Source organism: Pandoraea sp. (assembly GCF_041919235.1).
Classification (GTDB): domain Bacteria; phylum Pseudomonadota; class Gammaproteobacteria; order Burkholderiales; family Burkholderiaceae; genus Pandoraea.
Genome location: NZ_JAYRUC010000008.1, coordinates 74,011 through 89,909, shown reverse-complemented (window position 1 = coordinate 89,909; position 15,899 = coordinate 74,011). Strand labels below are relative to the sequence as shown.

Genomic DNA, 15,899 nt, shown 5'->3' with positions numbered 1-15,899 from the left:
GAATCGTCAACACGAACACACCGAACACACCGGAGAGCATGCCGCTCACGAGCCGCTCGACCGGCGCCTGGCCCTCATCATGCAGCCCGCCCACCGTGGGCTGCTCGGCGAGGGCTTGTCGGGCATCGAGCGCGAAACCCTGCGCGTCGAAGCCAATGGCGCGCTCGCCCTGACGCCGCATCCGCGCGCGCTCGGCTCGGCGCTGACCAACGACGAGATCACGACCGATTACTCCGAGTCGTTGCTCGAGTTCATTACGCCGCCCCAACGCGACGCCGCCGATGTCATCGCGCGTCTCGACGAAATCCATCAGTTCGCCTATCGCAAGCTCGGCGAAGAATTGCTGTGGAGCGATTCGATGCCGCCTGCGCTGCCGCCGGAAGACGTGATTCCGATTGCCGACTACGGCACGTCGAACATCGGCATGCTCAAGCATGTCTACCGACGTGGCCTCGCGCTGCGATATGGCAAGCCGATGCAATGCATCGCCGGCATTCACTACAATTTTTCGCTGGCCGAGCCGCTGTGGGAACTGCTGCGAGCGCGTGAAGGCGCCACGCAGTCCGCGCGCGACTATCAGTCGGCCCGCTACGTCGCCCTCATTCGCAATTTCCGTCGCTATAGCTGGCTGCTGATGTATCTGTTCGGCGCGTCGCCAGTGCTCCACGCCGAGTTCCTGCGCGGACGTGCCCATGGACTCGATGCGTTCGACGAAGGCACGCTCGGCCTGCCGTATGCGACCAGCCTGCGCATGAGCGACCTCGGCTACCAGAACAGCGCGCAGTCCGAAGTCTCGCCTTGCTACGACTGCCTGCCCAGCTATATCGACGCGCTCACCCAAGCCGTGAGCCAGCCGCATCCGGCCTATGAGGCGCTCGGCACCCATCGCAACGGCGAATGGATTCAGCTCTCGACCAATCTCCTGCAAATCGAGAACGAGTTCTACGCGACCATTCGTCCCAAGCGTGTAACGCACAGCGGCGAGCGGCCGGTGCAGGCGCTTGCGCGTCGCGGGGTGCAGTACGTCGAAGTCCGTTGCATCGACATCGATCCCTTCGAGCCCGTCGGCATCGATGTCGACACCGCACGTTTCATCGACGCCTTCCTGCTGTTCTGCGCGCTCGAAGACAGCCCGTCATGCTCCAACGCCGAGAACATGGAGAATCGCGATAATTTCGCCCACGTCGTCAAGGAAGGTCGAAAGCCGGCCCTCGTGCTGCATCGCGGGGGCGCAGAGATCACGCTGTTCGATTGGGCCGAGACATTGCTCGATCGCATCGACCGCACGGCAGCCGCATTCGACGCACAGCGCGGCGGTGCGCACTACGCGCATACCATGTCGCTGCAGCGCGCGAAGGTGCAGGACGTGTCGCTCACGCCGTCCGCACGGGTGATGGCCGCGCTCGAACCGCTGCGTGGCACGGAAGGCGGCGCGTTCCAGGCGTTCGCGCTCGAACAGAGCAAGCGGCATGCCCAGACACTGCGCGACAGGCCGCTCGCGGCGAGCGTTGTCGAGCACTTCGAAACGCTGGCGCGCAAGTCGCTCGATGCCCAGGCAGAACTCGAACGCACGCAGGTCGGTGACTTCGATGCTTTTGTCACCGCTTATCGCGCAGGGACGCTCGACACCGCAGCCCTCTGACACGCTGTACGCCGTTGCATGGCAGATGCACCAAGCGCCACGCGTCTCACGCGAGGCGCTTTTTTTTGATGCATGACGCGGACGATGCGAATGACGCGAATGACGCGAGCCAAGCGCTTTAGCGCTTCGGCGCTTTAGCCCAGCACCCCGAACTGCCACGCGAAGAAGACGGCCAGCCCGGCGCCGATGGTGAGCAACTGGTGACGCGTCGCCGCGCATACGGCAATCGCCACAAGCGCCGCGACGAGTTGCGGATTGCGCCACGTCAACTCGAGTCCGTTGCCGTGCGGGGCAAGCGTCATCGGCACGATGATTGCCGTGAGCACGGTCACCGGGACGAACGACAACGCTTCGCGCAGCCACTCGGGAAACCGCACGCGGTCGCCCAGCACGAAGATGCCGGCCTTGACGGCGAACGTCACCGTCGCCATGCCGAGAATCGCCAGCGCAAAGTTCATTGTGCGCCTCCCGCAGAGGTGTCCTGCGAGCGCGCGCCGGTACGCTTGTCCGACCGGTTCGTGGCGACGCTGCCGTCTCGCGCCGGGCGCGACGGCCGCGCACCGTCGCGGCGCTTTGCATGCAGCGCCAACATGCCGGCCGCAATGCCGAGCGCCACGGCGACGAGCAAGCCGAGCTTGTACGGCAAGTCGTGACACAGATACGAGGCCGCACCTGCAACGACGGTCGCGATGGCCCACGGCGCGCGAGCCATCTGCGGCACGATGATCGCGATGAACGTGGCGACCATTGCGAAGTCGAGGCCCAGCGTTTGCAAGCGCGGGAACGCGGCGCCGAACAGCAGTCCGGCAAGCGTCCAGACTTGCCAGTTCATGTACATCGACAGCCCCGAGCCAAGGAAATACCAGTGGCCCATGGGGTCGTCCGGATGACGGTGAAAATGGCTGCTGGTGACGGCGAACGTTTCGTCCGTCAACAGGAACCCCAGCAAGACGCGCCAGCGCAAATTCAGATGCCCCACGTGCGGCAACAGGTTGGCCGCGTACAGCATATGCCGCAGATTGACGATCAGCGTCGTCGCCCAGAGCACGAGATAGCCCACGCCGGTGGCGAACAGCCCGGCGGCGATGAACTGACTCGATCCGGCAAAAACGGTGAGCGACATGAGTTGCCCATGCCACATCGCCAGCGGTGTGGTGGCGACCAGCGCACCGAAGATCAGGCCGAACGGGGCTGCGCCGACGATCATCGGCAAGGTGTCACGGGCGCCTGCGGCAAAACTTGCCGCACGGGTCGGAGCCGGCATGGTGAGACTTTCCTGAGGAGGGACGGTTGAAGGTGGACGCCGTGAGCATAGCGTGCGCGCCGGGCCGCGCGCTTGTACGTTCTTGCGCTTGTGGCAGGGAACGGGCGTCCTTGTGAAAAACGGCCACCCGTCAGGTGGCCGTGCCTTGTGCGCGTCGCGATGACACCGGGCGGACGTCAGGTCGCGATCACGGACGCTTGAACATATCGAGAATGCGCGCTTTCTCGCTGGCATCGACCCCGCCCGGCGACGGAGGCTGTGCAGCCGCAGGCGGCGGGGCGGCGGGTGAAGGCGAGGGCGCATTGTTGCCGAAGAACGGCAACGAGAAGCCGCCGCTGTTGTCGTCGATACCAATGCTTGCAACAAACCCATTGCCCGGCATCTTGTCGCTCTCGTAAAGCTCGCCGTTCACGACGCTGACCCCATCGGGCATGGCCATTTGCTGCTGCGGCACGCCATTGAGCGCCACGCCCATGTACTTGATCCACACCGGCAACGCCAGTTGCGCACCGAATTCGCGGCTGCCGAGCGTTTTAGGCTGGTCGAAGCCGAGCCACGCCACGGCGACGAGCGAATGTTGATAGCCGGCGAACCAGCCGTCGAGTGCGTCGTTGGTGGTTCCGGTCTTGCCTGCCAGATCGGTGCGCTTGAGTACGTTCGTGCCCGAGCCGGTACCGCGCTGCGCCACCGTTTGCAGCAAACTGTTCATGATGTACGCATTCGGCGCGGAAATGGCGCGAGCGGCGTTCACGCCTGCAACCACCGGCGTAGCCTTGTTAAGCACGTTGCCGTGCGCGTCGCGGATCTCGCTGATCAGATACGGCGCGACACGGTAGCCCCCATTCGCAAACACCGCGTACGCGCCGGCCAGTTGCAACGGCGTGGTCTGCCCGGCGCCGAGGGCCATCGGCAGATACGGTGGCACCTTGTCGGCGTCGAAGCCGAAGCGCGTGGCGTAGCTCTGCGTATATTGCGTGCCGGCAAATTGCAGCAGACGAATCGCCACGAGGTTCTTCGAGCGTTGCAGACCTTCGCGCACGGTCATTGGACCGCTGAAGGCGTCGTCGTCATGCGGATCCCACGCCTGACCGCCGGTCTGGGCGGGTGGCAGATTGAGCGGGCCGTCCATGACCATCGTCGCCGGGCTCACGCCTTTCTCGATGGCCGCCGAGTACACGACCGGCTTGAAGGTCGAGCCTGGCTGACGCCATGCCTGCGTCGCACGGTTGAACTTGCTCTGATTGAAATCGAAGCCGCCGACCAGCGCACGAATCGCACCGTCGTCCGGCGAGAGCGAGACGAGCGAGCCTTGCACCTCCGGCAACTGCGTAATGCGCCACTTGCCGCGCGCATCTTTCATCACGCGGATGACCGAGCCCGGACGGATGCGCACCTTTTCGCTGGCCCTGGCCGAGAGCGCGGGGGCGGCAAAACCGATGCCGTCGCCGCTCACGACCACCGCGTCGCCCGAAAGCGGCACCGCGGTGACCTGCGACGTACTGGCGGACACCACCACCGCCGCAATCAAATCGCCATTGTCGGGATGCTCCAGCAGCGTGTCTTCGATCACCTGCTGGCGATCGGGCATTGCGGCCGGCAGCTCGACGAAGTCCTCAGGGCCGCGGTATGCGTGGCGGCGCTCGTAGTCGAGCACGCCCATGCGCACGGCGTCATACGCCGCTTCCTGCTTTTTGGAGTCGAGCGTCGTGATGACCGTCAGGCCGCGTGTGTAGGCGTCTTCCTTGTACTCGTCGTACACGGCTTGGCGCACCATCTCGGCGACGTACTCGGCATGCACGTTGTACTCGTTGCCGGAGGTACGGGTGCGGATCGACTCGTGCAACGCGTCTTCGTATTGACTGCGCGAGATGTAACCCAGATCGAGCATGCGCTTGAGGATGTATTCCTGACGAATCTTCGCGCGTTTCGGGTTGACGATCGGATTGTAGGCGGACGGCGCCTTGGGCAATCCGGCAAGCATGGCCGCCTCGCCGAGCGTGATGTCCTTCAGGTCCTTGCCGAAGTAAATGCGCGCGGCGCTCGCGAAACCATAGGCGCGTTGCCCCAGATAGATCTGGTTCATATACAGCTCGAGGATCTTGTCCTTGGACAGGGCCGACTCGATCTTGTAGGCGAGCAGCATTTCGTAGATCTTGCGCGTCGCTGTCTTTTCCCGCGAGAGGAAGAAGTTGCGCGCGACCTGCATCGTGATCGTGCTGGCCCCCTGCGCCGCACCGCCGTGCAGCACGTCCGACACGCCGGCACGCAGAATGCCGATGAAGTCGACGCCGCCGTGATCGTAGAAACGATAGTCCTCGATCGCGAGCACGGCCTTCTTCATGACGTCCGGAATCTGATCGATGGTGACCAGATGGCGGCGCTCTTCACCGAATTCGCCAATCAGCACGTTATCGGACGTATAGACGCGCAGCGGCACCTTGGGCCGGTAATCGGTAATGACGTCCAGCGAGGGCAGGTTCGGACGCATGACGATCAGCGCGTAACCGACGAGCAGGGCACCCACGACCGCCAGGCCTACCAACGTGGCAAGGACGGCGGCGAGCGTGCCGAAGCCGCGTTGCCCACCGGGAGCGGAGGGCGAGGCGGCGTGCGGCGACAGCGCCTGGGGCGTAACGACGGGAGACTTGCGGTGCGCCGGATGAGACGGTGCACGAGGCGGCAAACAATGCTTCAAGGACATACCCAACGAAAATTGCAGGATGGGAACAGGCCAGCCGGCCAGCGGTAAGTGGAACCCCGCCGAGCGGCGAAATCGGAGCAGTATGCCACGCTTCGGGGCGAACACGCGCGATTGGCGCTCGGACAATGGCTCGGCCGTCGCCCGGTTTGTGCGCCTGCCAGGCAAGCCAAGTCGAGGTTGCAGGCATGTCGATGGCATCTCAACAGGGCAAGCCGCACGATACCACGTCAGCAACGTACACGCCGGTTGAGTGAATTTCGCACGTCGATCGAGACGGCGTCAGCCCAGCCGCTTGAGAAAGACGGTCATTTCTTTCTCGGCCTGCCGGTCGCCGTGCGCCTGCGCGGTCGCGATTCCTTGTGTCCATGCCTCACGCGCGCCGTCCCGATCGCCTGCGCCCTGCCGCGCTTTGCCCAGCAACTTCCAGGCGGCCGTGTACGCCGGATCGAACGCCACGCAACGGGTCAGATGATCGGCCGCGACCGGGAAGTCGTGCGCGTCCAGATAGGCCTTGCCGAGTCCGAAGCGCAGCAACGCGTTGTCTTTACCGGCGGCCAGCAGTTTTTCCAATCCTTCGATCATGATTCGAATATATCGCAGGTATCTATAAAAATGACATAAGATCGAGCCCACTCCCCGTTGTCATCGGCGGTGACGCGTCGCCGCTCATCGACACTGACTGTTTCGAGGTGCGAGACGGGCGGCGCGTGGTGCATCGCTCGCCATCGCTCGACATTGCTCGATCGCGGTCGCTCGATTCGCACCGAACGCCTGTGGATCGATGCCTTGGCGCATGGGCACGTAAACCCGCACGATGCTCAAGTCTGGCGTCCGACGCGCCGATGTGACACATAGTACCGGCCCGACAGAGGCCGGGCAGGGGATGGAACCCACTACGTACGACGGAGACAACAGCATGTTGCGTAGCTTCTCGATCAAGGCACGCCTGGGCATGACGATGGCGTTGCTGGCTGCATTACTGATTCTATTGGGCGCACTGGGGATTGCCGGCATGACACGCACCGGCGACGCGCTTCGCGAAACCTATGCCCATCACCTCGCCGCCACCGTCGAGCTGGGCAAAGACAACGCGACGCTTGCACGCACGCGGGCCATTCTCGATCGCGTGGTGCTTCATCCCGAATCGCCCGATGGGGACAAGATCGCCGCGCGTGCACGCGGCATGATCAAGGACGCGAACGCGGCATGGCTCGCCTATCAGGCGTTGCCGCGTGGCGCCGAGGAGCAGCGCATGGCCGACGAAGTTGCCGCCCGGCGCACGCGATTCTTCGACCAGGGCATGACGCCGATGCTCGCCGCCATCGACGCGCGCGATCGAACGGCCATGGATCACCTTACGATGGACGTGCTGCCCAAGCGTTACGCGGAACTCACGGCGGCCAGCGATGCGCTCGCCGCGTACAAGCTGAAGCTCGGTCACGATACCTACGACGCGTCGATGGCGACGCTGGCGGCGTTTCGCTGGTTGAGCATCGGCGCGACGGCGCTCGGCGTACTCATGGCCATCGCCTGCTACTTCTCGTTGCGTGGTGCGATCATGCGCCCGCTGAGCGAGGCGCTGGCGCACTTCGAGCACATTTCGGCGGGCCGGCTGGACAATGCGGTACAGGTGCGCGGCAAGGACGAAATGTCGATGCTCATGCGCGGACTCGAAGCGATGCAGGCGCGTCTCGCGGACACGATTCGCGGCGTGCGCCGCAGTTGCGATGCGATGGCGACGGCCACGGCGGAAATCTCGGCGGGCAATACCGACCTTTCGGCGCGCACGGAGCAGCAGGCTGCGTCGCTGGAGGAGACGGCTTCGTCGATGGAAGAACTGACGGCGACGGTCAAGCAGAACGCCGACAACGCGCGTCAGGCGAGCCAACTGGCCGTCAACGCCTCGGATATCGCGTCGCGCGGCGGTCAGGTCGTGGCCCGCGTGGTCGACACGATGCAAGGCATCTCGGCCAGTTCGTCGCAGGTGGTCGACATCATTGGCGTGATCGACGGGATTGCCTTCCAGACCAACATTCTCGCGCTCAACGCCGCCGTGGAGGCCGCGCGCGCAGGCGAGCAGGGACGGGGTTTCGCCGTGGTGGCGGGTGAAGTGCGCACGCTGGCGCAGCGCAGTGCGACCGCTGCACGCGAGATCAAGGCGCTGATCGAGACCTCGGCGCAGAAGGTCGCCGATGGTTCCACGCTGGTGGCGGAGGCCGGGCGCACGATGGACGACATTCTCCAGGCGGTGCAACGGGTGACCGACATCATGGGGGAGATTTCTGCGGCGTCCGACGAGCAGAGCGGCGGCATCGAGCAAGTGAATCAGGCGGTCACGCAAATGGATACCGTCACGCAGCAGAATGCGGCGCTTGTGGAGCAGGCCGCCGCCGCCGCCGCGTCGCTGGAGGACCAGACGAACGTGCTGCGCGAGGAGATGGCGCGATTCCGCTTGGGCGACGACGCGCCGGCATCGGGCGGCGCGAGACGGCCCGCATTGCGTGCCGTGCCGCTGTCCCTGGCAGCTTGAGGCAGGCAAGGCGCGGCGTCGCAAAACGGCGGCGGGACGGGCGTGTTCATGGCGGCGGCGCGCCGAACCGGGTAACATTGCCCATCTTTTGCTCAGTTTAGGGTGTCGAAGTATGAAGCGAGTGGCGCTGATGGCGGCAGTGGCGGTTCTGGCCGGCGGAGTGGCAGGATGTGGCCCGATCAACCAGATGAGCCGGCCCGATCCGGCAGCGGGGCGACTGCTCGACCAGGGAACCGGCGCTGACCGGTTCATGGTGCTCAACTGCGTCTATCACGGCTGGAGCGAGCTGTCGCCGAACGTCGACTCGACGTCGTATGCCCGTCAAGGGGCCGATCGCGTGCGCGTGTATCGCGGTCAGAACGCCGAGGGCAAAGCCATCTACAACCCGTACGTCGACATCATGCAAGGTGGCTACGGCGCACGGGTGCAGTACTTCGAGATTCCCGGCAGCCATTTGTCGCGCGACTACGAGGCGACCGTCAAGCACTGCATGGTGCCGTATTCGGGCAGCAGCGACTGAGTGCCAGCGAGGGGCAGCGAGGGTCAGCGGGCCGAACGCGCGAACGTCCGCACGTTCGCTCATCCGCTCGTTCTACGCACGCTCACCGATCGCGTAGCGACTCCGGCGCGCGCAAGTGTTCAACCGTGGAAGTCCTCGCGGGCTTCGATCACTTCCTTGACCACGCCCTCCCGCACGAGGAAATCGCCGAACTTCTCGCCGGCATTACGTTCCTTCGCGTAACGCTGGAAGAGCGGCGTGAGTTCCGTGACGATCTGGTCTTCGCTCACCGACTCTTTGTACAGCTTGTTCAGACGCTGGCCATGGAAGCCTGCGCCAAGGTACAGGTTGTACTTGCCGGCCGATTTGCCGACCAGACCGATTTCCGCAATGTACGGTCGGGCGCAGCCATTCGGACAGCCTGTGGCGCGCAGCGTGATCGGCTCGCCCGCAAGACCCGCGTCGTCGAGCACTTTCTCTAGCCGTGTGACCAGGCCGGGCAGGGCACGCTCGCTCTCGGCCAGCGCCAGCCCGCACGTCGGGAAGCCGACGCAGGCCATCGAGTTGACGCGCAGCGCGCTTTGGTGTTTGCCGTCGAGCAGGCCGAACTGCTTCACCAGCGCGTCGATTTGCGGCTTCTGCGCCTCGCTCACGCGGGCGACGATCAGGTTCTGATTGCCGGTGATGCGGATGTCGCCGTCATGCACCTTGGCGATTTCGCGCAGCCCCGTCATCAGGCGGTAATCCTCCCAATCCTTCACACGGCCGTTCTGGATGAAGAGCGTGAGATGCCACAGATCGTCCGCGCCCTTGAGCCAGCCATACTGATCGCCGTTCGTCGTGAACGCGAAGGCTCGCTCGGGCGCCAGATCCCAGCCGAGATAACGGTTGAGCGTTTCCTTGAACCACGCCACGCCGCGGTCATCGATGGTGTATTTCAGTCGGGCATGCTTGCGGTTCGTGCGGTCGCCGAAGTCGCGTTGCACGAGCAGCACTTTCTCGGCCACGTCGACGATGCGATCGGCCGGCGTATAGCCGATGACCGTCGCCGTACGCGGGTAGGTTGCGGCGTCGCCGTGGGTCATGCCCATGCCTCCGCCGACCGTCACGTTGAAGCCTTCGAGCCTGCCGTCGCTGCCCACGATGGCGATAAAGCCCAGATCGTTGGCGTAAAGGTCGACGTCGTTGTTCGGCGGAATCGCAATCGCGATCTTGAACTTGCGCGGCAAATAGTGCTTGCCGTAGATCGGTTCGTGATCTTCCTTGCCCGCGCCCAGGCGCTTGTCGCCCAGCCAGATTTCGCGATACGCCGTGGTCTGCGGCAGCAGGTGCTGGTCGATCTTCAGGCACCAATCGAGCGCCTCGGCATGCGCAGGCGAGCGGTGCGGGTTGTTCGAGACGAGCGTGTTGCGATTGACGTCGCCGCATGCGGCAATGCTCGTCATCGCCACTTCGTCGATCCCCCGGATGAGCGGGCGCAGTTGGTGCTTGAGCACGTTGTGGTACTGCACCGTCTGACGTGTCGTCAGCCGGATCGTGTTGCCGCCATATTTCTGCGCAAGGTCGTCGAGCTTGAGCCATTGCGCGGGCGTGCACACCCCGCCGGGCATGCGCAGGCGGATCATGAACTGGTATGCGGGCTCGAGTTTCTGCTTCTGACGTTCGCCGCGCAGGTCACGGTCGTCCTGCATGTACGAGCCGTGGAACTTGAGCAGTTGTGCGTCCTTCTCGAAGATCGCACCCGTGAGCGGATCGGCAAGACCCTCGGCAATCGTGCCGCGCAGGTAATTGCTGACGTCCTTGATCTTCTCGACTTCGGAGCGCGCCGCCGATGGGGCGGCGCTGGCTTGCGTAGTTTGCGTCATGAGGTCTGCTGTATCGGTGAGCGCGGGCGGAGCGCGCAGGTCTTGTCGGGAGGACCGTTGATCGGTGAGCCGGTCGGCAATCAGTACACGTCACGCTGGTAGCGCTTTTCGCGTTGCAGCGTCTTCACATACTCGGCGGCGGCGTCCGAGGGCACCCCCCCGTGCTCCGCAATGATGTCGATGAGCGCGGTGTTCACGTCGCGCGCCATCTGATCGGCATCGCCGCAGACGTATAGATGGGCGCCTTCCTGCAACCATGCATAGAGTTCCTTGCCCTGTTCGCGCATGCGGTGCTGCACGTAGACCTTGTCTTCGGTGTCACGCGAGAACGCGAGGTCGATCTTCGTGAGCGCGCCGTCCTTCACGTAGCGCTGCCATTCGCGCTGGTAGAGAAAGTCGGTGCGGAAGTTGCGATCGCCGAAGAAGAGCCAGTTCTTGCCCGGCGCGTCGAGTGCCTGGCGTTCCTCCACGAACGCGCGGAACGGCGCGATGCCGGTGCCCGGGCCAATCATGATGACCGGCGCGTGGCTATCCGAGGGCAGCTTGAAGTTGCGGTTCGCTTCGATGTAGACGGGCACCGTCTCGCCTTCGCGGGCGATGTCGGCGAGGTACGTCGACGCCACGCCCCGACGCGAACGGCCGTGGCTCTCGTAGCGCACGGCGCCCACGGTCATGTGCACGGCGTCCGGATTCGCGGCCAGACTCGATGCAATTGAGTACAGGCGGGGTTGGAGCGTGCGCAGCGTGCCGACGAACTCGGCCGCCTTCACCTTGCGGGCGGGGAACTGGCGTACCACGTCGATCACGTCGCGCCCATGGAGGTAGTCGCGCAAGGCCGTTTCGTTGCCAGCGCCAAGCAGCGCCTTGAGTTCCGTCGATTCCGCCAGCGCGGCGTACTTCTCGAGGAACGCGCGCGAGAGTGTCGTGATGTCGTACGCGCGCAGGAAGGCGTCTCGCAACGACAGTGTGCTGTCGTGCGTGGTCGTCGTGGCCTGCGGGTCGAGCGCGAGCGTATCGATGAGCGTGTCGACGAGTGTTGCGTCGTTCTGCACGACCACACCCAGTGCGTCGCCCGGCTCGTACGTGAGGCCCGAGCCTTCGAGCGAGAGTTCGATGTGATGGACTTCCTTCGACGAGCCGCGCCCGGAGAGCGTGATGTTCTCGATTACGGTGGCGTCGAAAGGGTGCTTGCGACTGTATTGACTCGACGCGGCGGCCGGCGCGACACTGCTCGCGAACGAGGCGAGGGTGAACCCCTCCGTGACGCCTGTGCCCCGGCCGGCCTCGGCCGGTGCCGCCACGCGTTTGACGGCCTCGACGGTCTCTTCGATCCAGCGCTCGGCGGGGGCGTCGTAGTCGACGTCGCTATCGACGCGCGCGACGAGCCGTTCGGCGCCCAGTGCGTTCAGCCGGGCATCGAAGTCCTTGCCCGCCTGGCAGAACTTCTCGTAGCTGGAATCCCCCAGTCCGAGCACTGCAAAGCGGGTGCCTTCGAGCCTGGGCGCCTTTTCACCGTGCAGGAAATCGTAGAAATCGCGGGCATCGTCGGGCGGCTCGCCTTCGCCTTGCGTCGACACGGCAACGAGCAGCAGCTTGTCGTTCTTCAGACGCGACGCCTTGTAATCGCCCATCGCAAACAGATCGACCTTGAAGCCAGCGGCGACTGCACGCGCTTTGGCATGCTCGGCCACTTCCTGCGCATGACCCGTTTGCGACCCGTACAGAATCGTCAACTGCGGTGCGGCTGCACCGGACGCTGCCGCGACGGGCGCCGCCTGAGCGCCGGCCTGGCGCACCGAGTGATTGATACCCGCGAGGAAGCCTCGCACCCAGGCGAGTTGCTCGGTGGAAAGACCGTCGACCAGTTGGCTGAGTAACTGGGCCTGCTGGGCGGAAAGGGGCGTCGTCTCGTGCATGTCGTTCTTGGCTCCAAGGGCCGGGCCCGCGCGGCAGCTCGGGCGGGTCGAACCCGTCGAGCCACCCCCAGACGGACCGGCAAGGGGATACTCAACACGATATCGGCGAGTTCTTAGAAATTAAAATAATAAAATTTAATTTCTATATTCCCAATTGACATATGGACGTGAGGCGCGTGCCGTAGGGGGTTCGTTTGACGACGTTTGGCGTCCGTTTGCGTCGTTTTGCGCCGCGTGGACGCCCACGCGATGACGGCATGTTCGCAGCCCATTCGATGGCAGGCGATGGGGAATCGGGGGCGGATGCGAGCACGATGCGTGCGTCCTGTGCGGGCTTTGGGTCGCTCGGGACGCCCAGATGGGGACCCATGCGGCGGGCACGCCGCAAGGCCCCGTGCGACGGCTTTCCGGCTCGGTGGCGGCGCGCAAAACGTGCTATGCTCCTCGCCGTGATTGATCAGGTCCTTCCAAGCACCACTTGATTCTCGCAATCCGCTAATCGGTCAGGCCGTGTCGCGGAAGGTTTCGTAACCCGCTATTTCTCGAGACACTCGTAGAAAAGGTGAGCGCAAAATGAGTTTGATGGAACAATTCCAAGCGAACTCGTACCTCTTCGGCGGCAATGCCCCCTACGTCGAAGAACTGTACGAATCGTATCTTGATAATCCGGCTTCCGTGCCGGACAACTGGCGCCAGTATTTCGACGCGCTGCAAAACGTTCCCGCTGTTGATGGTTCCAACGCCAACGACGTGGCCCACGCCCCGATCGTGGAGTCGTTCGCCCAGCGCGCCAAGGCCAACGCCTTCGTGTCGCACGCCGGTGCCTCCGATCTGGCCGTGGCCCGCAAGCAGGTGCATGTGCAGTCGCTCGTCGCAGCCTACCGCTTTCTGGGGGCACGCTGGGCCAACCTGGACCCGCTCAAGCGTCAGGAACGTCAGGCCATTCCGGAACTGGAACCCGCGTTCTACGACCTGACCGAAGCCGACATGGATAGCGTGTACTCGGCCGAGAACACGTACTTCGGTTTCGAACAGGCCAGCCTGCGCGACCTGCTCAAGTCGCTTCGCGATACGTACTGCGGCTCGATCGGCGCCGAGTACATGTATATCAGCGATCCGGTGCAAAAGCGCTGGTGGCAAGAGCGTCTGGAGAAGGTGCGTGCAACGCCCAACTTCACCGCCGAGAAGAAGAAGCACATCCTGGAGCGCCTGACGGCCGCCGAAGGTCTCGAGCGTTACCTGCACACCAAGTTCGTCGGCCAGAAGCGCTTCTCGCTCGAAGGCGGCGAATCGTTCATCGTGGCGATGGACGAACTCGTCCACCACGCCGGCGCCAAGGGCGTGCAGGAAATCGTGATCGGCATGGCCCACCGTGGCCGCCTGAACGTGCTGGTCAACACCCTCGGCAAGATGCCGTCGGATCTGTTCGCCGAATTCGAAGGCAAGCATGTCGACGATCTGCCTGCGGGCGACGTGAAGTACCACAAGGGCTTCTCGAGCGACGTCTCGACGAGTGGCGGTCCGGTGCACTTGTCGCTGGCGTTCAATCCGTCGCACCTGGAAATCGTGAACCCGGTGGTCGAAGGCTCGGCCAAGGCCCGCATGGACCGTCGCGGCGACGCCGACGCGGCCAGCGTACTGCCGGTGCAGGTTCACGGTGACGCCGCTTTCGCGGGGCAGGGCGTCGTGATGGAAACGCTGAACCTCGCACAAACGCGCGGATACGGCACGTACGGCACGGTGCACATCGTCATCAACAACCAGATCGGCTTCACCACGTCGGACCCGCGTGACGCGCGTTCGACGACGTACTGCTCGGACGTGGTCAAGATGATCGAGGCCCCGGTGCTGCACGTGAATGGCGACGATCCGGAAGCGGTCGTGCTGGCGATGCAACTGGCGCTGGACTTCCGTCAGGAGTTCAAGAAAGACGCCGTCGTGGACATCGTTTGCTACCGCAAGCTGGGCCACAACGAGCAGGACACCCCGGCGGTCACGCAGCCGCTGATGTACAAGAAGATTGCTCAACACCCGGGCACGCGCGCGCTATACGTCGAGAAGCTGGTCACGCAGGGCGTGATCACCGCCGAAGAGGGCGAGGGCTTCGTCAAGGCCTATCGCTCGGCGATGGACGACGGCCATCACACCATCGACCCGGTGCTCTCGAACTACAAGAGCAAGTACGCGGTTGACTGGGTGCCGTTCCTGAACAAGAAGTGGACCGATGCCGGCGACACGGCCGTGCCGCTGAACGAACTCAAGCGCCTGGCCGAGCGTATCACCACGATCCCGGCGAACTTCAAGGTGCACCCGCTCGTCGAGAAGGTGATCAACGACCGCCGCAAGATGGGCGCGGGCGAACAGCCGCTCGACTGGGGGATGGGTGAACATCTGGCGTTCGCATCGCTGGTCTCGTCGGGCTTCGCTGTGCGCCTGACCGGTCAGGATTCGGGTCGCGGTACGTTCACGCACCGCCACTCCGTGCTGCACGACCAGAACCGCGAGCGTTGGAACGACGGTACGTACGTGCCGCTGCAACACGTGGCCGACGGCCAGGCCAGCTTCACGGTGATCGACTCGGTGCTCTCCGAAGAGGCCGTGCTGGGCTTCGAATACGGTTACTCGACTGCCGAGCCGAACACGATGGTGTTGTGGGAAGGCCAGTTTGGCGATTTCGCCAACGGTGCGCAGGTCGTGATCGACCAGTTCATCTCGAGCGGCGAAGTGAAGTGGGGCCGTGTCTCCGGCCTGACGATGCTGCTGCCGCACGGCTACGAAGGTCAGGGCCCGGAACACTCGTCGGCACGTATCGAGCGCTATCTGCAACTGTGCGCCGACACGAACATGCAAGTGGTTCAGCCGACCACGCCGGCGCAGATCTTCCACCTGCTGCGTCGTCAGATGATTCGTCAACTGCGCAAGCCGTTGATCGTGTTCACGCCGAAGTCGCTGCTGCGCCACAAGGAAGCCGTGAGCGACCTGTCGGAACTCGCCAAGGGCGGTTTCCAGACGGTCATCGGCGAAACCGATGCGTCGATCGACGCCAAGAAGGTCAAGCGCGTTGTCGCCTGCTCGGGCCGCCTGTACTACGACCTGATCGCCCGCCGTCGCGAAGACAAGTCGAACGACGTCGCGATCGTGCGTGTGGAGCAGCTCTACCCGTTCCCGCACAAGGCGTTCGAGAACGAGTTGAAGAAATACGAAAACCTCACCGAAGTGGTGTGGGCCCAGGACGAGCCGCAAAACCAGGGTCCGTGGTTCTACATCGAACACCACCTGATCGAGAGCATGAGCGCCGGTCAGAAACTGGCTTACGCGGGTCGCGCGGCTTCGGCCTCGCCTGCCGTGGGCTACTACGCCAAGCACTACGAACAGCTCAAGCAGTTGCTCGATACGGCTTTCGGTCGCCTCAAGGGCGCGACCGTGGTGCAGTAACCGGTTAGGTCTTACAGCGGTCGTCCTCCCCCAGGGACGGCCGCTGC

10 protein-coding genes are annotated in these 15,899 nt (G+C 64.1%); 4 read left to right on the top strand and 6 right to left on the bottom strand.

Annotated elements, in window-relative coordinates:
- The first annotated feature begins 79 nt into the window (after positions 1-79).
- Positions 80-1,642: a glutamate--cysteine ligase gene (gene gshA / locus ACE3UG_RS08435; RefSeq protein WP_374622506.1), complete on the top strand. Its 1,563-nt coding sequence runs from the start codon at positions 80-82 to the stop codon at positions 1,640-1,642.
- A gap of 134 nt (positions 1,643-1,776) precedes the next feature.
- Here gshA and ACE3UG_RS08430 read toward each other — a convergent pair whose 3' ends face one another.
- The 4 genes from ACE3UG_RS08430 to ACE3UG_RS08415 form a co-directional block, all read right to left on the bottom strand.
- Positions 1,777-2,100, bottom strand: coding sequence for an AzlD domain-containing protein (locus ACE3UG_RS08430; RefSeq protein ID WP_374622245.1), 324 nt, complete (start codon positions 2,098-2,100; stop codon positions 1,777-1,779).
- Complete coding sequence (locus tag ACE3UG_RS08425; RefSeq protein WP_374622242.1) at positions 2,097-2,906, bottom strand: AzlC family ABC transporter permease; 810 nt, start codon at positions 2,904-2,906, stop codon at positions 2,097-2,099. The genes ACE3UG_RS08430 and ACE3UG_RS08425 overlap by 4 nt, the downstream gene beginning before the upstream one ends.
- A 187-nt stretch (positions 2,907-3,093) precedes the next feature.
- A complete protein-coding gene (locus tag ACE3UG_RS08420) occupies positions 3,094-5,589 on the bottom strand; it encodes a penicillin-binding protein 1A (protein WP_374622240.1) in 2,496 nt (831 codons plus the stop codon).
- Between the two features lie 297 nt (positions 5,590-5,886).
- Complete coding sequence (locus ACE3UG_RS08415; RefSeq protein WP_374622238.1) at positions 5,887-6,189, bottom strand: hypothetical protein; 303 nt, start codon at positions 6,187-6,189, stop codon at positions 5,887-5,889.
- A 334-nt stretch (positions 6,190-6,523) separates the two neighbouring features.
- Between ACE3UG_RS08415 and ACE3UG_RS08410 the strand changes: the two genes are divergently transcribed.
- Positions 6,524-8,137 (top strand): methyl-accepting chemotaxis protein, encoded by a 1,614-nt coding sequence (locus ACE3UG_RS08410; protein WP_374622236.1) that lies wholly within the window; start codon positions 6,524-6,526, stop codon positions 8,135-8,137.
- Positions 8,138-8,249: 112 nt separating this feature from the next.
- Positions 8,250-8,657, top strand: a complete 408-nt coding sequence (locus ACE3UG_RS08405; protein WP_374622233.1) for a hypothetical protein — start codon at positions 8,250-8,252, stop codon at positions 8,655-8,657.
- A 119-nt stretch (positions 8,658-8,776) separates the two neighbouring features.
- Here ACE3UG_RS08405 and ACE3UG_RS08400 read toward each other — a convergent pair whose 3' ends face one another.
- The gene (locus ACE3UG_RS08400; protein ID WP_374622230.1) at positions 8,777-10,501 is read right to left on the bottom strand and encodes an NADPH-dependent assimilatory sulfite reductase hemoprotein subunit; all 1,725 of its coding nucleotides are present in this window, start codon (positions 10,499-10,501) and stop codon (positions 8,777-8,779) included.
- Between the two features lie 80 nt (positions 10,502-10,581).
- Complete coding sequence (locus ACE3UG_RS08395) at positions 10,582-12,417, bottom strand: assimilatory sulfite reductase (NADPH) flavoprotein subunit (protein WP_374622228.1); 1,836 nt, start codon at positions 12,415-12,417, stop codon at positions 10,582-10,584.
- A 573-nt stretch (positions 12,418-12,990) separates the two neighbouring features.
- Between ACE3UG_RS08395 and ACE3UG_RS08390 the strand changes: the two genes are divergently transcribed.
- The gene (locus ACE3UG_RS08390) at positions 12,991-15,852 is read left to right on the top strand and encodes a 2-oxoglutarate dehydrogenase E1 component (protein WP_374622226.1); all 2,862 of its coding nucleotides are present in this window, start codon (positions 12,991-12,993) and stop codon (positions 15,850-15,852) included.
- Positions 15,853-15,899 lie beyond the last annotated feature (47 nt).